This window comes from Streptomyces coryli (genome assembly GCF_011044975.1).
Lineage (GTDB): Bacteria > Actinomycetota > Actinomycetes > Streptomycetales > Streptomycetaceae > Streptomyces > Streptomyces coryli.
Genome location: NZ_JAAKZV010000170.1, coordinates 1 through 17646 on the forward strand (window position 1 = coordinate 1; position 17646 = coordinate 17646).

The 17646-nt window shown below is 69.8% G+C and carries 16 protein-coding genes, 1 other RNA gene and 1 pseudogene; 2 read left to right on the forward strand and 16 right to left on the reverse strand.

Annotation, left to right across the window (positions count from 1 at the left end; all coding sequences use genetic code 11):
• Nucleotides 1-142: 142 nt before the first annotated feature.
• Nucleotides 143-1396 carry a cytochrome P450 gene (locus tag G5C51_RS28875; RefSeq protein ID WP_165241343.1) on the reverse strand — a complete coding sequence of 418 codons (1254 nt, stop codon included), beginning with the start codon at nt 1394-1396 and terminating at the stop codon, nt 143-145.
• 42 nt (nt 1397-1438) lie between these two features.
• The gene (locus G5C51_RS28880; RefSeq protein ID WP_165241345.1) at nt 1439-2026 is read right to left on the reverse strand and encodes a CGNR zinc finger domain-containing protein; all 588 of its coding nucleotides are present in this window, start codon (nt 2024-2026) and stop codon (nt 1439-1441) included.
• A 57-nt stretch (nt 2027-2083) separates the two neighbouring features.
• Between G5C51_RS28880 and G5C51_RS28885 the strand changes: the two are divergent.
• Nucleotides 2084-3193 (forward strand): annotated as a pseudogene (locus tag G5C51_RS28885) (MFS transporter); the annotation flags it as partial.
• Between the two features lie 30 nt (nt 3194-3223).
• On the opposite strand, the gene G5C51_RS28890 reads toward G5C51_RS28885, so the two are convergent.
• The 12 genes from G5C51_RS28890 to ftsE form a co-directional block, all read right to left on the reverse strand.
• Nucleotides 3224-4705: a M81 family metallopeptidase gene (locus G5C51_RS28890; RefSeq protein ID WP_165241347.1), complete on the reverse strand. Its 1482-nt coding sequence runs from the start codon at nt 4703-4705 to the stop codon at nt 3224-3226.
• The gene (locus tag G5C51_RS28895) at nt 4705-6525 is read right to left on the reverse strand and encodes an ABC transporter substrate-binding protein (protein WP_165241349.1); all 1821 of its coding nucleotides are present in this window, start codon (nt 6523-6525) and stop codon (nt 4705-4707) included. Before G5C51_RS28895 ends, G5C51_RS28890 begins: the two co-directional genes overlap by 1 nt.
• Nucleotides 6526-6542: 17 nt before the next feature.
• Entirely contained in the window at nt 6543-6752 is a 210-nt protein-coding gene (locus tag G5C51_RS28900) for a hypothetical protein (RefSeq protein ID WP_165241351.1), read from the reverse strand.
• Entirely contained in the window at nt 6752-7789 is a 1038-nt protein-coding gene (locus tag G5C51_RS28905) for an ABC transporter ATP-binding protein (protein ID WP_165241353.1), read from the reverse strand. The genes G5C51_RS28900 and G5C51_RS28905 overlap by 1 nt, the downstream gene beginning before the upstream one ends.
• Nucleotides 7786-8847 carry an ABC transporter ATP-binding protein gene (locus G5C51_RS28910; RefSeq protein ID WP_165241355.1) on the reverse strand — a complete coding sequence of 354 codons (1062 nt, stop codon included), beginning with the start codon at nt 8845-8847 and terminating at the stop codon, nt 7786-7788. Before G5C51_RS28910 ends, G5C51_RS28905 begins: the two co-directional genes overlap by 4 nt.
• 4 nt (nt 8848-8851) lie before the next feature.
• Nucleotides 8852-9757: an ABC transporter permease gene (locus G5C51_RS28915; protein ID WP_165241357.1), complete on the reverse strand. Its 906-nt coding sequence runs from the start codon at nt 9755-9757 to the stop codon at nt 8852-8854.
• Nucleotides 9754-10839, reverse strand: coding sequence for an ABC transporter permease (locus G5C51_RS28920; RefSeq protein ID WP_165241359.1), 1086 nt, complete (start codon nt 10837-10839; stop codon nt 9754-9756). The genes G5C51_RS28915 and G5C51_RS28920 overlap by 4 nt, the downstream gene beginning before the upstream one ends.
• Nucleotides 10840-11053: 214 nt before the next feature.
• Nucleotides 11054-11423, reverse strand: a transfer-messenger RNA (tmRNA) gene (gene ssrA / locus G5C51_RS28925).
• A 111-nt stretch (nt 11424-11534) separates the two neighbouring features.
• A complete protein-coding gene (gene smpB, locus G5C51_RS28930) occupies nt 11535-12026 on the reverse strand; it encodes an SsrA-binding protein SmpB (protein WP_165241361.1) in 492 nt (163 codons plus the stop codon).
• Nucleotides 12027-12043: 17 nt separating this feature from the next.
• Nucleotides 12044-13207, reverse strand: coding sequence for a S41 family peptidase (locus G5C51_RS28935; protein ID WP_165241363.1), 1164 nt, complete (start codon nt 13205-13207; stop codon nt 12044-12046).
• A 78-nt stretch (nt 13208-13285) separates the two neighbouring features.
• Nucleotides 13286-14197: a permease-like cell division protein FtsX gene (ftsX, locus tag G5C51_RS28940; RefSeq protein ID WP_165241365.1), complete on the reverse strand. Its 912-nt coding sequence runs from the start codon at nt 14195-14197 to the stop codon at nt 13286-13288.
• Nucleotides 14198-14225: 28 nt separating this feature from the next.
• On the reverse strand, nt 14226-14915 hold the full coding sequence (ftsE, locus tag G5C51_RS28945; protein WP_165241367.1) for a cell division ATP-binding protein FtsE: 690 nt from the start codon (nt 14913-14915) through the stop codon (nt 14226-14228).
• A 311-nt stretch (nt 14916-15226) separates the two neighbouring features.
• On the opposite strand from ftsE, the gene G5C51_RS28950 reads away from it, so the two are divergent.
• The gene (locus tag G5C51_RS28950; protein WP_165241369.1) at nt 15227-15424 is read left to right on the forward strand and encodes a hypothetical protein; all 198 of its coding nucleotides are present in this window, start codon (nt 15227-15229) and stop codon (nt 15422-15424) included.
• 95 nt (nt 15425-15519) lie between these two features.
• Here the strand turns inward: G5C51_RS28950 and G5C51_RS28955 are convergent, their stop codons facing one another.
• Both G5C51_RS28955 and prfB read right to left on the reverse strand, forming a co-directional pair.
• A complete protein-coding gene (locus tag G5C51_RS28955) occupies nt 15520-16275 on the reverse strand; it encodes a hypothetical protein (protein ID WP_165241371.1) in 756 nt (251 codons plus the stop codon).
• A 202-nt stretch (nt 16276-16477) separates the two neighbouring features.
• Nucleotides 16478-17590 carry a peptide chain release factor 2 gene (gene prfB / locus G5C51_RS28960; RefSeq protein ID WP_165241373.1) on the reverse strand — a complete coding sequence of 371 codons (1113 nt, stop codon included), beginning with the start codon at nt 17588-17590 and terminating at the stop codon, nt 16478-16480.
• Between the last annotated feature and the right edge of the window lie 56 nt (nt 17591-17646).

Consider the following 17646-nt stretch of genomic DNA (forward strand, 5'->3'; position numbering starts at 1 on the left):
CTACGGACTCACCCTCCGCCTGGAAACCCCCCGCACCCACCTGGACACCCGGCTCCCCTTCCCCAGGCCGCTGCGCACGCAGACCGATCTGAGCGGCGGCATGCGAGCACTGTTCAGCAAGGTGGGGGTGGCGTAACCACCCTCACCACGCGACCGGCAGCGCCTTCGGGCCGCGGATCAGGGTGCGGGTGTGCCATTCGATGTCGTCCGCGCGCACGGCCAGGCGCAGGTCCGGGAAGCGGGTCAGCAATGCGCTGAGCAGGACCTCGGATTCCATCCGGGCCAGGGCCGCGGCCAGGCAGTGGTGCGGGCCGTGACCGAAGGAGAGGTGGGAGAGGGGCGGGCGGGCGAAGTCGAGGGTGTGCGGGTCGGGGAAGGCGCCCGGGTCGCGGTTGGCGGCCAGGTAGGAGTTGTAGATGACCTCGCCGGCCTTGATGAGGACGCCGCCGACCTCGACGTCCTCGGTGGCGATGCGCGGGATGCCGACGCCGTTGCGGTGCGGTACGTAGCGCAGCAGCTCGTCCACGGCCTGCGGCATCAGCTCCGGCTCGGCGCGCAGCCGGGCCAGTTGGGCGGGGTGCGTGAGCAGCGCGTACACCATGTTCGCGGTGTTGTTGGTGACTGCGTGCCCGCCGCTGATCCAGATCGCGGTGGCCAGTGAGATCGCCTCGTCCTCGCTGATCTCCTGCTGCGCCGCCGCCTCGGCCAGTACGCCGCCCAGGTCCTCGGACGGCTCGGCACGGCGGCGCGCCAGCAGGTCGACGACCACCTGACGGGCCGCGGCCCGCGCCTTCATCCGCGCCTCGCCGTCCGCGTCGGCGGTCAGGATCTGCTCCCCCAGGGCGCCCAGCGCCGGGCGGTCGCTCTCCGGCACCCCGAGCAGGTCGCTGACCACAGCCTCGGGGAACGGCTTGTTCAGATACGTGACGACATCGGCCGGCGCGCCCTGCCGCTCCATCTCGTCCAGCAGCCGCTCCGCCGCGGCCTCCACCATCGGCCGCAGCCGCCGCATCGAGCGCGCGGTGAAGGCCCGCGCCACCACCTTGCGGAGCCGGGTGTGGTCGGGCGGATCGAGGTACTGCAGGCTCGCCTTCTGCGCCGCCACCGGCGCCGGGATGGACCGGGTGACGTCCCGGCCGACCACCTCGGCGCGGCTGAACCGCGGGTCGGAGGTGACCTGCTTGACGTCCTCGTACCGGGTCACCAGCCAGGCATGGCCCTCGCCGAACGGCAGCTTGATGCGCGTCACCGGCTCCTCGGCCAGCAGCTCGTCGAACAGCGGATCACTTCGCAGCGCCGGCAGATCCACCACCGGCCAGTCCCGCACGGCGGGTTCGCGCTCCGGCCCCGGCGGCGTTCCCGCCGGGCACGTCTTCTCGGCGGTCTCCTCGATCATTCCCCCACCGTCGCCCGCGGCGGGCCGCCCCGGCGCGCGTTGCTAGTCCGAACGGGCCGCGGCGCGGGCCCGGAAGGCGGCGGCCTTGGTACGGCTCTGGCAGGCGGCGGAGCAGAAGTGCCGGGCGGCGTTCTTGGACGTGTCGACGTAGACCCGGTCGCAGCGGTCGGCCCGGCAGACGCCGAGCCGCCCGGCGAGACCGCCGCCGACCGTCAGCGCCAGCGCGGTGGCGCAGCCGGCGCTCCACCCCACGGCGAAGGTGTCGTCGGCGCCGTGGAAGTGCATCTGCCACGGTTCGCCGGGGGCCCGGTCGAGCTGGGGGCGGGCGCCGGTGTCGCGGAGGAGGTCGTTGACCACGGTCGCGGCGGTGTCCATGTCGTCGGCCTGGACGGCGGCGAAGATCTCGCGCAAGCGGTGCGCGAAATCCGCGACATACGCCGCCTGGTCGGCGTCGATCTCGCGCGGCAGGGAGGCGCCGGGCGTCAGCGGGACGGCGGCGTCGACCGCGGCCGGCAGCGCGGTGCCGCGTGGAGCGGTGTACGGGCGGCCGCGGGACTCGCCGTCGGTGAGCGTGTTCACGAGCGATACGGCGGCTTCCAGCAGCACCGCGACGTGACTATCGAATAGCACTTGACTGGTCACTCCTCCGGGTCGTAACGTCCGTGACCGACGTTATCCGATACGTCAGTGACTCACCCTCGAGGAGCCCCCTTGCCCCGCACCGTATGGCTGCTGGTCACCGCCCGCGTCTTCAACCGGCTCGGCGCCTTCTCGATGGCCTTCCTCACCGTGCTGATCAGCAAGGAGTTCCACGCGGGCGGGACCGCCGCGGGCCTGATCTCGGCCGCCTTCGGGCTGGCGACGATCCCCTCCCGGCTGATCGGCGGGCGGCTGGCGGACCGGCTCGGCCGGCGGCGCACGATCGTGCTGGGGCTGAGCGGCTGCGCCCTCGCGCAGCTCGGCATCGCGGGGTCCGGGAGCCTCACGGCCGTGACGGTCTTCGCCGTTCTGCTGGGCCTGGCCTACGAGTTGTACGAGCCGCCCAGCCAGGCGATGATCGCCGACGCCGTGCCGTCGCAGCTGCGGGTGCGCGCCTACAGCCTGCTCAACGCGGGCATGGCCGTGGGCGGCATGGGCGCGGGGCTGCTGGCCGCGGGGCTCGGGCGGTGGGATCTGCGCTGGCTGTTCGTCGCCGACGCGGTGACCTGCGCGCTTTGCGCCGCCATCGTGCTCGCGGTGCTGCCCGCCGACCGGCCCGTACGGACGCGGCGCAGCCACGACAGGACCGGCAGCCCGTGGCGGGACCGGGCCCTGCTGGCCCTCTTCGCCTTCGGCACCGCCTACGCGCTGGTGCACATGGTGGTCATCATGGCGCTGCCGCTCACCCTCGACGACCGCGGGCTGCGCCCCTCCGACGCCGGGCTGCTGTTCACCACGGCCGCCGTGACCGCCGTCGCCGCCCAACCGCTGCTGCGGCTACGGCGGGTGGCCGAGCTGTCCGCCGCGGCGACGCTGACGGTGGGCTGTCTGCTGCTGGCCGCGGGACTGGCCGGCTACGCGTTCGCGACCGGCCTCCCCGGATACGCGACCGCCACCGTGGTGTGCGGCCTCGGCGACCTGCTGATCATGGGCCGCGCGCTCGCCGTCGTCGCCGACCTAGCCCCCGCCGGCGGCACCGGCCGCTATCTCGCGGCGTACGGCATCACCTGGGGCATCGCCACCGTCACCGCCCCCGTCCTCGGCACCCAGCTGCTGGAGCACGCGGACGCGGCGACGCTGTGGTCCGCGATGGCGGGCGTGTGCCTGGTGCTCGCCGCCGCGCAGCGGCTATTCCTCGGGGCCGGTGAACGGCGGCACGATGCGGGCACTCAGGTCGGGGTCGGCCATGCCGGGGTCGAACGGGAACATCGGACGCCGGATCCGCCGGTGGCCGAGGTGGACCAGGTCCTGGTCGACCCCGCCCGGGGTGAGGGCGAGGCGCCAATCGGCGGCCAGGGCGTACAACTCGGGCTCCAGGTAACCGATCTTGACGATGACCACGTCCGCCGCCCGCGGGTCGAGTGACAGCTCCGTGAAGTCGCTCTCCCGGTGGTACGCCTTGCGCTCCTTGGTGAGGATCACGTGGACGCTGCCCACCCGCAGCACCGCCTCCGTGTCCGCGTGCGGAACGTCCTCCCGTACGGCATGGACCACGCCGGTCATGGTGAGCGGCCCGCCGTGCCGGTCGTCGACCTCGGCGCCCGCGGTCACGGTGACCGTGGCGCCGACCCCGGCCCGTAGGCAGGTCGCCACCGCGGCGGGCCCGGGCAGCGAGGCGTAGATGACGACCGGGCCGTCCGGGTCGCGGAACTCCGGGCGGGCGAGCACCCGTCGCAGCCCCCAGGTGACGTCGCCCGCCCCGCCCGCCGTCGGGTTGTCGCCGCTGTCGCTGATGGCATACGGGCGCGCCGACGAGGCCAGCGCCTCGTCGAGGCAGGCGTCGAGCGTCCCGGTGGGCGCGACAAAGGCGAAGTCGCGGCGGGCGTCCCAGAAGTGGCGGGCGAGCCGCTCCGCGCCGGCCCGCACAGCGTCCTCCGCCGGGCCGGTGACGACCACCGCGGCATGGTTGCGCGGCTCGTCGCCCCAGGCGTAACCGACCCACGCGGCCGCGTCGGTGACGCCCGGCTCCGACGCGACCTCGGCCACCGCCTCGTACAACCCGCGCCCCGGCTCCACCCGCGTCGAGGTCTGCTCCCCTGCCAGCAGTACGGGCACCGGAATCCAGGCCTTCACCGGTAGCGGCCCGCCACCCGTGAGCAGCTCCGCCAGCTTGCGTGCGGCCCGCTCCTTCGTCGCCGCCACGTCCACATGCGGCGCCGTCCGATAGCAGGTGATCAGGTCGCTGAGGCGGACCAGTTCGCGCGAGACGTTTCCGTGCAGGTCCATCGACGTCGAGACGACCGCCTGCGGACCCACCACCTCGCGGATACGGGCGAGCAGCCAGGCCTCCGCGTCGTCGAGGCCCTCCACCGTCATGGCGCCGTGGATGTCGTACAGCACCCCGTCGAGCAGCGTCATGGCACCCAGCCGCTCCAGTATCTCCTCGGCCAGCTCCGCGAAGGCGCGCGCCGTCACCACACCTCCGGGCAGCGCCTTCCCGACCAGCGCCCCGCGCCAGTCGACGGCATCGATGTCCGCGAGAAACGGGTACTGATAGCGCCCGAACACCTCGGCCCCGCGCGCCGGAAGGAACGCGAAGCCCGGGGTGCGGGCCGGCGAGAACACCGACGACTCGACCCCGAGCCCCACGATGGCGACGACCGGCCGCATCAGGGCGTGATGCTGCTGTCCAGCAGCCCCATCACCACCGCGTTGTCGCCGTACGGCGCGTTCTGCATGATGGGCTCGGCGTCCCCGGGGAACTTCTTCACCCGCGGCCCCTCCAGCACCGGGTTGTTCCCGTAGCGCTCGAAGATCGGGATGATCGGCAGCAGGTCGTTGAAGGCCAGCGCCGCCGCCGTGACGTTCTTCTTCTGCTCGTCCTCGTTGAGGCCCTCCCCGGACATGTTGACCACCTTCTCCAGGTCGATCTTGCCCGTCTCCTCCGTGTCGACCTTGAGCTCGAAGCCCATGCCGCGGCCGCCCGCGTTACGGGCGATCGGGATGTTGTGGATGAACAGGTCGGCGGCGAAGGAGAAGTGCGGGTGCGGGTGCTGCGAGGCGCCCCACGCCTGGATGCACAGCTCGAAGTTGCCCTTGTCGATCTCCGGGTTGTACGACTCGAACTTCTGGCCTTTCTGGACCAGTTCGATGCCGAACTCCTTCAGCTGCTCGGCGATGTTCTCGGCGCAGGCGGCCCAGTCCGCGAAGTCCGACGGGAAGGAGATGACGAACTTGGCGGTCTTCCCCTGCGGGGTCTGCCATTTGCCGCCGCTCTTCTTCCAGCCCGCCTCGGTCAGCAGCTTCTCGGCCTTGTCGGTGTCGTGCTCGTATCTGGCGAGCTTCTTCTGGTCGGCGGCGGAGATCCAGTCCTGCACCATCACGTCGGAGAACCCGGCCATATAGCGCACGGCCTTGCCGGACTCGCCCAGCGCGACCTTGCCGGCCTCGTCCCGCTTGATCGCGTACGCCAGCGCCTGCCGGGCCCGCCGGTCGCTGAACGCCTTCACCTTGTCGTGGTTGATGAAGAGCGCGGGACCGCTGTACGTCGGCGGCCGCATGATGCGGTAGCCGGCGTTCTCGAACGACTTCTCCTGGGCGGGCGTGAAGCCGTGGGTGGCGTAGTCGACGTCCTTCGACTCGACCAGCGGCGCGACGTCCGGGGTCTCGCCGTTGAAGAGGATGATCTTCTCGAACTTCACCTCGTTCGCCCGGAAGCCGTGCTTGTTCTTCACCAGGGTCATCTTGGAGGAGGTGATCAGCTTGTCGTCGACCATGAACGGCCCGGACGCGATGATCTCCTTGGGCCGGAACTTGTTGAAGTCCTTGTTCAGCGCGACCGCCTTCTTGCCCGTGGTCTTCTCGCCCGCCTCCACCAGCGTGGCGGCCTTGTCCGCCCACTCGCCGTAGGTGCCGGTGTCGATGACCGAGCTCTTCAGGATGTAGCGGTCGATGATCGCGGCCGGGGACTTCAGGTGGACGACGAAGGTCTGCTCGTCCGGTGCCTCGATCTTCTCGATCGATCCCCAGGCGGGCGAGTTCTGGATCCACTGGACGTACATGGTGGTCATGTAGTCCTTGGAGGTCAGCGGCTTGCCGTTGGACCACTTCAGCCCGGAGCGGAGCTTGACCGTGAAGGTGGAGAAGTCGTCGTTGAACTCGGAGCTCTCGGCCAGGTAGTAGACGAACTTCTTCTGTGCCCAGTCCCAGTACGCGCCCACGGAGTGGATCAGATCGCTGTACGGCCCGTCGATCAGATACATCGCGACCGGCGCCAGGCCGATCGGCCCGCCACCGCGGTTGAAGTGCCCGGCCGGCGGCTTGTTGAACGGATACGCGCCGTGGAACTCACCGGTCTTGTTCTTGTCGTCCTCCGGGTCCGCCTTGGAGCAGGCCGCAAGACCCGGGACGCCCACGGCAGCCACCGTGCCGAGCCCCATGATCTGGAACAGCCGCCTGCGTGAGATGTCGGACGGTGCAATGTCGGTCATCTCCCCCTCCTCCTACGTCAGTCGTTGCCGTTGCTGACGGGTTCCGCCCGCCGGCGGCCGATCCGTATCAGCGCCACGCTCGCGGCCATGGCCACCGCGCCGCCGATGAGACTGAACAGAGTGATCGTGCGCTCCGGGGTGCCGGACTCGGTCGCCCCCAGCATCAGCAGCGAACCCACGACCATGAGGGCCGCCAGGGTCAGCGCGAGGCGCGCGAGGACCTCCATCAGACGCCGCCCCCGGTCTTCTCCCGGGTGTCGTCGGCCGGAGCGGCGTCCGCCTGCCCGGCGACCACATGGCAGGCCACCTCGCGCCCCGCCGCCTCGAGCAGCTCCGGCTCGACGGCATCGCAGGTCCCGGGCACGTACAGCGGGCACCGCGGATGAAAGGTGCACCCGCTCGGCAGCGCCGCCAGGTCCGGGATATCGACACCGCGCAGCCCGGGGTCCCGCCGCGGTCCGGGAGCGAGGTCCGGTACGGCGCTGAGCAGCGCCTTGGTGTACGGGTGCTGCGGGTCGCCGATCACGTCCTCGGTGCGGCCGTGCTCCACCACCCGGCCGAGGTACATCACCGCGATCCGCCCGCCGGTCCCGAAGTGCCGGGCGATGGCCAGGTCATGGGTGATGAAGACGAATCCGACGTCCAGCTCCTGGCGCAGCTTCGACAGCATCCGCAGCACGCCGACCCGTATCGACACATCCAGCATCGAGGTGGCCTCGTCGGCGACGATCAGCCGCGGGCCGAGGGCGAGCGCCCGCGCCACCGCCACCCGCTGGCGCTGGCCGCCGGAGAGCTGGTGCGGGTATTTGTTCAGGAAGTTGGCGGCCGGCGTCATCTCCACCCGCGCGAGCAGCGCGGCCGCCTGCTCCCAGGCGTCCTTGCGGGACCCCGCCAGGCCGTGCTTGCGCAGCGGGGCGGCGAGGGTCGCGTAGACGGTGCGGATCGGATTGAGCGAGGCATACGGATCCTGGTGGATGAACTGCACCGCCTTGCGGTACGCCACCCGCTCCCGCTTCCCCAGCTGCCAGATGTCCGCGCCCTCGAACTCCACGCTCCCGGCGACGGGCTTCGCCAGCCCCGCCGCCATCCGCGCCGTCGTCGTCTTCCCGCAGCCGGACTCGCCGACCAGGCAGAGCACTTCACCCCGGCCCACGCTCAGCGACACGTCGCGGACGGCGGGGAGGGCGCCGCGCTTGCTGTGGAAGGTCTGCGAGACCGCCTTGAGGTCGAGCAGCACGCTTTGATCAGACGCAGCGCCGGTCATTTCCCGGCCTCCTCATCCTGCAGTGCCATCGCCGGCATCCGGACCGCCTCCCACCGCAGGCACGCCGCCTCGTGCGACGTCTCGCCCGCCGGCCGGTCGGTGACCATCAGCAGCCCCGGATCCGTAGTCCGGCACTCGTCCACGGCGTACGAGCACCGCGACGCGAACGAACACCCCGCCGGCAGCCGCGCGAGGTCGGGCGGCGCCCCCGGGATGGACACCGGCTCCAGCGCCCCGCCGTGCACGGTCGGCACGGCCCCGATCAGCCCTGCCGTGTACGGATGCCGGGGCTCGCGGAAGAGGTCGTCCGCCGTCCCCGACTCGATGATCCGCCCCGCGTACATCGTGGCCACCCGGTCGGCGAGTTCGGACGCCAGCGCCAGATCGTGCGAGATGAAGATCATCGCGAAGCCGCGCTCGGCCCGCAGCTCCTGCAGCATGTCGACGATCGCCCGCTGGGTGAGCAGATCGAGCGCCGTCGTCGGCTCGTCGAGGATCAGCACCCGCGGCTCCAGCACCATGGCGAGCGCGATCAGCGCCCGCTGCCGCATGCCGCCGGAGAGCTCGTGCGGATACGAGCCGAGCACCTGCCCCGGCTCGAGCCGCACCGAGCGCAGGCAGTCCCCCGCCCGCTCGCGGATGTCCTCCCGGCCGAGCCGCCCCTCGGGCGCGTGCGCCCGCATGGTGTCGGCGAACTGCTCCCCGATCCGTAGCACCGGATTGAAGGCATTCATCGCGCCCTGGAAGACCATGGCCGCCTCGCTCCACCGGAAGCGCCGCAGCCGGGTGCCCTCAAGACTCAGCACGTCGTAGTCCGTGGCCTCCACCTGATCGCCGCCGGGTGCCCGGTAGCGCACCTCGCCGCCGGTGATCTGCCCGGTGCGCGGCAGCAGCCGCAGCAGCCCGAGGCCGAGCGTGGACTTGCCGCTGCCGGACTCGCCGACGAGGGCGAGCGCCTCGTTCGGATAGAGATCGAAGTCCACCCCGCGGACCGCCTCCACCAGCCGCCCGCCGCTGCGGTAGCCGATGCGCAGATCCCGTACGGAAAGAACCGGCATCGGCCTACCCCCTCGACAGCCGCGGGTTGAAGGTCTCCTCCAGGGCGCGCGTCAGCATGACGAGGCCGAGCTGGAAGAGCGCGATGGCGCACACCGGGGCGAGGATGAAGGCGCGCCCCTCGGGGAGGTAGATCGCCCCGTATGTCCAGGCCTGATGGATCATGATCCCCCAGTTGGCGCCGGCGAGCGGGGCGAGGCCGAGGACGTACAACCCCACCAGCGCGTACATGGCGTTGGTGACCGCGATGATGAAGTTGATCAGGATGTAGCCGGCCATGTTCGGCACGATCTCGACGAAGATGATCCGCATGCTGCCGAGGTCCTGCAGCCGCGCGGCCTCGACGAATTCGCGCTCCTTGAGCGAGAGCACCTGCGCCCGGATCGACCGCATCAGCACCGGCCAGGTGATCACCCCGAGCAGGAGCGCCAGCATGGTCGGCGAGGTCAGCCCGAAGAAGGCGCCGACGACGGCGAGCAGCACGACGGCCGGCACGGTCATCACGACGTCGGTCAGCTGCAGCAGCGCCGAATCCAGCTTCCCCCGGTAGTACGCGGCCAGGGAGCCGAACACCACGGCGATGGCGAGCGTGATGAACGCCGCGAAGAAGCCGACGTAGAGGATGGTGCGCCCGCCGAGCACGACCTGCTTGAGCACGTCCTTCCCGGCGTGGTCGGTGCCCAGCCAGTGGTCGCCGCTGGGCCCGGCCCACCGGTTGTCGGCGTGGACGGGGTTGTGCTCGTCGACGAAGAGCGGCGCGAAGATCGTCATCCCGATGATGAGCACCACGACGATCAGCCCGGCGAGCCCGGACTTGCTGCGGACCAGCAGCCGCAGCACCCCGTCCGCCCGGCCGCCCGTGCTCTGCGCCAGCGCCGGCTCGGCGACGGTGGGCGATACGACGGCGGTCATCCCACGGCCCCGCTCTCGGACTCGCGGATCCGCGGATCGAGCATCGAATTGACGATCTCCGCGAGGAGGTTGGCGAAGACGATCACAATGGTCATGATCAGCAGAATCCCCTGCACGGTGGCGTAGTCCCGGTCGTTGACGGCCGCGTAGAGCTCGGCGCTCACCCCGTCGTACTTCAGGATCAGCTCGACGAAGATGGCGCTGCCGAAGACGAACCCGCCCTGCGTCGCGATCTGCGCCACCATCGGCAGCACGGCGTTACGCCCTACGTACTGCGTCCCGATCCGCCGCCCGCTGAGGCCGCGGGCGCGGGCCACGGTGACGTAGTCCTCCTCCAGCGTGGTGATGGTGGAGGCCTTCATCACCAGCGCCCAGGTGCCGAAGGTGGTCAGGACGTAGACGGTGACGGGTATGGAGGCGTGGTAGAAGGCATCGGCGATGAAGGTGAAGTTGAACCCCGGCTCGACGCCGGCAGTGTGGGTGCCGCGGGTCTCGGAGACGTTGAAGAGCCCCAGCTGCACGCCGCCGAAGACGACCACGATGATCGCGAAGAGGTAGTTGGGGATGGCGTGCAGCGTGGACCCGACCATGGAGATCGAGTGGTCGAGGAAGCCGCCGCGGCGGTAGGCCATGACGAGCCCGAGCAGCAGCCCGAGGCCGATGGCGATGAGCAGGGCGTAGCCGACCGAGAAGATCGTCCAGGGGAGGCTGGCGGCGATCTGCTCCATCACGGTGGTGCCGGGGTCGAGCGAGTTGCCCAGGTCGCCGTGGAGCAGCGCCCACAGATAGTCGAAGTACTGCTGGATCAGCGGGGTCTCGGGGTCGAAGGTGAAGAGATTCGCGGCCGTCGCGGCGGCCGATTCGTACGTCGAACCGCCTCTGATCTGCTGCGCGATGAAGGTGTCGACGGGATTCCCGGGCAGCAGCCGCAGCATGAAGAACATCGCGGTCGTGACGACCCAGATCACGAACAGACTGCGAAGGACGCGCCGTAACACATAGTTGTGCCAGATCCGCCGGGCCAGGCCGGCCGGGGCCTCGGGCTTCGCAGCCGCCTCCACCCCGGATGCCGTCGTGCTCATCCACCACCCCCACTGGGCTGATTGATCAGCAGATGCTCGCTGTGTGTGTTGAAGAGTGTGGCCGGACAACCCCGGGGTCAAGAGCCCGGACAGAGCTTTGGTCTAAACAAGTGCGACACCGTTATGCACCCGACACCCCGAGCCGGAGCCCTTGCGGCCGCACAACGAAGCAGGCCCACCCCGGACGGGGTGGGCCTGCTTCGACTACATGGGATGGTGGAGATGGCGGGAATCGAACCCGCGTCCAACGGTGCGGAACCAGGGCTTCTCCGTGTGCAGTCCGCTGTGATTTTCTCGGCCCCGGAGATCTCGCGGACAAGTCTCCGACGGGCTCAGTCACTGTTAGATGTCCCGATTACGCCCCGTGACCGGGCGCTACGGTGAGTCCCCTAGCTGATGCCAGGATCCGGAGCGGGAACAGCCCCGGGCTGACACTTCGCGAGTCGCTACTTAGGCAGCGAGGGCGAAGGAATCGCGCTTGGTATTGGCGATTATTGGTTGCGACATATGGTTAACGAGATCATTGCCGCTTCCTCGACACGCTTCCCCTGCTTCGACATCCGCTGTCGAAACCGATCATCCCCATGTGGTGTTTTCAAACGGCGCCGCCTCCGTGGGCAGCACTGCCATCGTACGGGAACAACGCCCCGACAGGCCAGCGCATTCCCCACGCCGGGCAGCCACCGCGCCGCAGGTCAGCTCCGCTGCCGCCGCCGCACCGCGGAGATCACCTTCTCGGCCTCCCGCCGGTCCTGCTTCTCGCGCAGCGTCTGCCGCTTGTCGTACTCCTTCTTGCCCTTCGCCAGCGCAATCTCGATCTTGGCGCGGCCGTCCTTGAAGTACAGCGCGAGCGGCACGATCGTGTGCGACGACTCCTGCGACTTCGCCTCGAGCTTGTCGATCTGGTCGCGGTGCAGCAGCAGCTTGCGCTTGCGACGGGCGGCGTGGTTCGTCCAGGTGCCCTGGGTGTACTCGGGGATGTGGACGTTGCTCATCCAGGCCTCGCCGCCGTCGATGTGGATGTAGCCGTCGACGATCGAGGCGCGTCCCTGCCGCAGCGACTTCACCTCGGTGCCGGTCAGCACGATCCCGCACTCGTACGTGTCCAGGATGTTGTAGTCGTAGCGCGCCCGCTTGTTCTGCGCGACGAGTTTGCGCCCGGAGTCCTTGTCCTTTTGCTTAGCCATAGCCGGGACATTGTCGCCTAGAGCCCGCCTCCGAGGCCACTCAATACCCGGCTCGCCTCGGCTTCCGCATCCCTGCCGCCCGCCACGGCGAGGTCCGGCTCGACGCCGATGCCCTCCAGGACGCGCCCCGCGGGCGTGCGATACGTGCCGACGGTGAGCTCGGCGACCGTGCCGTCGGGCATCTCGGACGGCAGCTGGACGGTCCCCTTGCCGAACGTACGGGAGCCGACCACCACCGCCCGCCCCCGGTCCTGCAGCGCGCCCGCGAGCATCTCGGCGGCGCTCATGGTGCCGCCGTCGACGAGGACGACCAGGGGCGTGCCCGTATCGCCGCCGGCCGGGGCGTAGAGCGCCTGCTGGTCGCCGCGATTGTCGTACGTGGCGACCACGCCGCGGTCGAGGAAGGCCGAGGCGGCCGTGACGGCCTCCTGGACCAGGCCGCCGTTATTGCCGCGCAGATCGAGGACGACGCCGGTGCCGCGGGCCGCGCGGGCGGCATCCCGGATCTCGGCGCCGCTGCCCTTGGTGAAGGAGGTGACCTTGATGGTGGTGGCGGCCGCGGACGGCGTACGGGAGCGGTCCACCGTCACCGGGCGCGCCTGCAGCCGGGCGCGGTGCAGCGTGCGCTCCCAGCGGCGGCCGTCGCGCTCCAGGCCCAGGGCGACGGCGCTGCCGGGCGCGGCGGTGGCGTCGGTACCGCGCAGCCGGGCGACGACCTCGGTCACCGGCTGGCCTGCCACCCGGCGGCCGTCGACGGTACGCAGCGCGTCCCCGGCCCGGATGCCGGCCTCGTCCGCGGGGCCGCCGGGCTGCACCCGGGTGACCTTTATCACGTCACGCCCGCGGGACTGCGCGATCCACAGCCCGACGCCGACATAGCGGCCGTCGAGGGTCTGCTGGAAGTCTTCGTATTCACGCGGCCCGTACGCCGCTGACCAGCGGTCTCCGCTGCGGCTGACGAGCTCGCGGGCGTCGGAGTCGGCCTTGTGGCCGGGCTCGGCGGCCCGGCGGGTGCCCGTGGCCTCGTCGGCGACCGACTTGGACGGCAGCCGTACGGCGCTGCCGGCCTCCGTCAACGTACCGGCGGCGGCTCCGGTGGCCAGCACCCCTGCGAAGACCAACGTCAGGGCGGCCCCGCGGCGGAAAGCGCGGGGCGGGACGCAGTCAGACGGACCCGACATGCGGCTGAGTCTAGGACAGACACGGGCGGTGGATGGGGAGTTGACCCCACGTTCCACCGCCCGCGTCAGTCCGATTAGTCACACCTTCAGGTACTTGCGCAAGGCGAAGAACGCCGCCAGCGCAGGCATCAGCAGACCGATGGCGAAGACCAGCGGGAGCACCTTGATCACCGCGTCCCAGCCGACGAAGTTGATCAGCAGGATCTTCTCCGACAGCCAGTTGTCGATCATGAAGTACTTGCCGCCGACCAGCAGCACCGACGCGAAGCCCGCGCCGATCAGCCCGGCGATGGCCGCCTCCATGATGAAGGGCAACTGGATATAGAAGCTGGACGCGCCCACCAGGCGCATGATCCCGGTCTCCCTGCGCCTGCTGAACGCCGACACCCGCACGGTGTTGACGATCAGCATGATCGCAACGACCAGCATCAGCGCCATCACGCCCAGCGCGGCCCAGTTCATGCCGTTGAGCAGGTTGAAGAGGTTCTCCAGCAGGTTCCGTTGGTCCTGGACCTCCTGGACCCCGGGTCTGTCCGCGAAGGCGGAGGAGATGACCTGGTACTTCTCCGGATCCGTGAGCTTGATGCGGAAGGACTCCTGCATCTGGTCCGGGGTCAGCGAGGAGGCCAGCGGCGAGTCGCCGAACTGCTCCTTGTAGTGCTTGTACGCCTCTTCGGCGGACTCGTACTGAACGCTGTCGACGATCTTCAGATCGTTGAGCTCGGCCCGGATCTCCTTCTTCTGCTCGGCGGTGACGGCACCCTTCTCGCAATTGTCGGAGGACTCGGCATCCGCCTTGTTGCAGAAGAAGATGGAGACGTTGACCTTGTCGTACCAGTAGCCCTTCATCGTGCCGACCTGGTCCCGCATCAGCAGCGAGGCACCGAAGAGGCCGAGGGACAGGGCCACGGAGACGATGACCGCGAAGGTCATCGTGAGATTTCGGCGGAGACCGACGCCGATCTCCGAGAACACAAACTGGGCGCGCATGCCCGTCCTTTCCAGCTAGTCGGGCAGCTCAGTGCTGGTATCCGTACACACCGCGGGACTGGTCGCGGACCAGTCGGCCCTTTTCCAGCTCGATCACGCGGCGGCGCATCTGGTCCACGATCTGCTGGTCGTGGGTGGCCATGATCACCGTGGTGCCGGTCCGGTTGATCCGGTCCAGCAGCTTCATGATCCCGACCGAGGTCTGCGGGTCCAGGTTGCCCGTCGGCTCATCCGCGATCAGCAGCATCGGGCGGTTGACGAAGGCCCGCGCCACCGCGACCCGCTGCTGCTCACCACCGGAGAGCTCGCCGGGCATCCGGTCCTCCTTGCCGGCCAGGCCGACCAGGTCGAGGACCTCGGGGACGGTCTTACGGATCTGGCCGCGCGGCTTGCCGATGACCTCGAGGGCGAAAGCGACGTTCTCGCCGACGGTCTTGTTCGGCAGCAGCCGGAAATCCTGGAATACGGTGCCCAGCTGGCGCCGCATGTGCGGCACCTTCCAGTTGGACAGCCTGGCCAGATCCTTGCCGAGCACATGCACCTGGCCATGAGACGCCCGCTCCTCGCGCAGGATCAGGCGCAGAAAGGTCGACTTTCCGGAACCTGAGGAGCCCACCAGGAAGACGAACTCGCCGCGCTCGATGTCGAGCGAGACGTCCCTGAGCGCAGGACGGTTCTGCTTGGGATAAGTCTTCGTGACGTTGTCGAATCGGATCACGGGTGCACCACGTAGCGGCCTTGTTTTGTGAGCGGAGGAAGCGGGGACGCCTCCCGTCTGGACGCTGAGACACTACGCGAAGGTGCGCCGGGTGCGCAGTCGCCGCCGGTCGTTGGTGCGTTTCGTCACGGTTGGCCCCGGTGCCCGGCGGCCCCCGGGCGCCTCCGGGTGCACGCCTGGTGCCCCCTCGTGACGGACTGGACACGTGGAATCGGCCCGAAGCTGGCACAGTGGTAGGAGGAACGCCTCGGCCCCCCTGTCTCTGGGGCGTGCGCGGGGCGTACGGACGAGGGGGAGGGAGGAGCGAGCGCATGACACGCGACTGGTTGGTGTGCGCCAATTGCGCCGGTCCCGTCAGCGAGGGCCGCTGCCCGGTCTGCCGGGCGAGCAGGCAGCGCATGCAGCGGGAAAACGGCGGCTTCAGCCTCAGCCCCACCGTCATCCTGTGGCTGATCGGACTCCTGGCGGCCATCACGGCGGTGCTGTACCTGGAGCACCAGACGGCGTAGAGCACCTCGACCCGGGGGCCACGCCCCCGGACTCCAGACATGCGAGAAGGGCCCGGAGCGCTGCTCCGGGCCCTTCTCGTACGTCCGTGCCGTGCTTACGCGGCCTGGCCGCGGTCCATGACGCGCGGCAGGAAGCGGAAGCCGACGCCGCCCGCGATCATGACCGCCGCACCGACGACGAGGAACGTCGTCTCGCTGGCGCCGGTCTCGGCGAGCTCCTCCTGCGGCTTCTGGTTCCCGGCCGGCTGAGCGCCGCCGCCGGTCGTCCCGGTGCCACCGGTGGTGTCGGTGTCGCAGACGACGGTGCCGTCCTCGATGTCACAGTCCGCGCCGCCGCCACCGGTCGAGCCGCCGGTGTCGCCGCCGCCGGTGGACTGGCCGCCGGTGGCGTTGCCACCGTTACCGCCGGTCGAGCCGCCGGTGTCGCCGCCGCCGGTGGTCTGGCCACCCGTGGCGTTGCCACCGGTCGCGTTGCCACCGGTGTCACCGCCGGTGTCGCCGCCCGTGTCACCGCCGGTGTCCGAGCCGCCGTCGTCACCACCGGTGACGGTGCCCTCGGTGTCGCCACCGGTGACCGTGCCCTCGGTGTCGCCGCCGGTACCTTCGGTGTCGCCGCCGGTGGCAGCGGTACCGCCGATGCCTTCGGTGTCGCCGCCGGTACCTTCGGTGTCGCCGCCGGTGTCACCGCCGCCGATCAGCTCCCCAATGAGGCCGCCGTCCTCTGCATCATTGGGCTCCGCCTGCGTGCTCGCCTTCGGGGTCGCGTCCGGGCCGTCCACGGCCAGGGCGGCGCCCGCGGCAGTAAGCGAGGCACCGCCGGCAATCACCGCGCCAGCGGCGATCCGTGCCACGCGAACGCGCATCTTCCTAGTCATTAACCGCTACCCCCAGTAGCCGTATAAAAAGCCAATGCCGATCCGGCGGTTCAGCTTTCCCTCTACTCACACGCGCGTCAAGCGCAAAGGGGAGGAGATGCCCGGTAAGAACGGACAAGTCAGGCGCGTGTTCGCCGGATTGTGACAGGATCCGCAACTTCCACTTCAGCGGCGGTCGTTACTGCTGCTGCTCCTGCTGCTTGCGCCAGCGAATGCCGGCCTCGATGAAGCCGTCGATGTCGCCGTCGAGAACGGCGGTCGGGTTGCCGACCTCGTGGTCGGTCCGCAGGTCCTTGACCATCTGGTACGGCTGCAGCACGTACGACCGCATCTGGTTGCCCCAGGAGCCGGCACTGTCGCCCTTGAGGGCGTTCATCTTGGCCTGCTCCTCCTCCTTGCGCCTGGCGAGCAGGCGGGCCTGCAGGACACGCATGGCGGCGGCGCGGTTCTGGATCTGCGACTTCTCGTTCTGACAGGAGACGACAATGCCGGTGGGCAGGTGCGTGATGCGGACCGCGGAGTCGGTGGTGTTGACGGACTGACCGCCGGGGCCGGACGACCGGAAGACGTCGATCCGGATCTCGTTCTCCGGGATCTCGATGTGGTCGGTCTGCTCGACGACGGGGAGCACCTCGACACCGGCGAAGGAGGTCTGCCGGCGCCCCTGGTTGTCGTACGGGGAGATGCGCACCATGCGGTGCGTGCCCTGCTCGACGGAGAGGGTGCCGTAGGCGTACGGCGCCTTGATGGTGAAGGTCGTCGACTTGATGCCGGCTTCCTCCGCATACGAGGTGTCGAGCACCTCGGTGGGATAGCCCTTGCGCTCGGCCCAGCGGATGTACATCCGCTGCAGCTGCTCGGCAAAGTCCGCGGCGTCGACGCCGCCGGCCTCGGCGCGGATGTTGACCATCGCCTCACGGGCGTCGTACTCGCCGGAGAGGAGCGTACGGACCTCGAGCTCGTCGACGGCCTTGCCGACCGACACCAGCTCGGTCTCGACCTCGGCGCGGGTGTCGCTGTCGTCCTCGGACTCGGCGAGCTCGTGCATCACCTCGACGTCGTCGATGCGGCCGCGCAGCTCCTCGATCTTACGGAGCTGCCCCTGCAGGAACGAGAGCTTGCTCGTCACCTGCTGGGCGTTCTCCTGGTCGTCCCACAGCGTGGGGTCGGCCGCCTGCTCTTCGAGCGCAGCGATGTCCGCCCGGAGGGAGTCGAGATCGAGAACGGCCTCGATCGATTCCATCGTCGAGCGGAGGGCCTTCAGGGCTTCGGCGAAGTCAGGTGCTACCACGCTTGCAAGCGTAGCCGCTTGTCGCGGCTGGGTGACCGGGGGCTGCTCCCACCCAC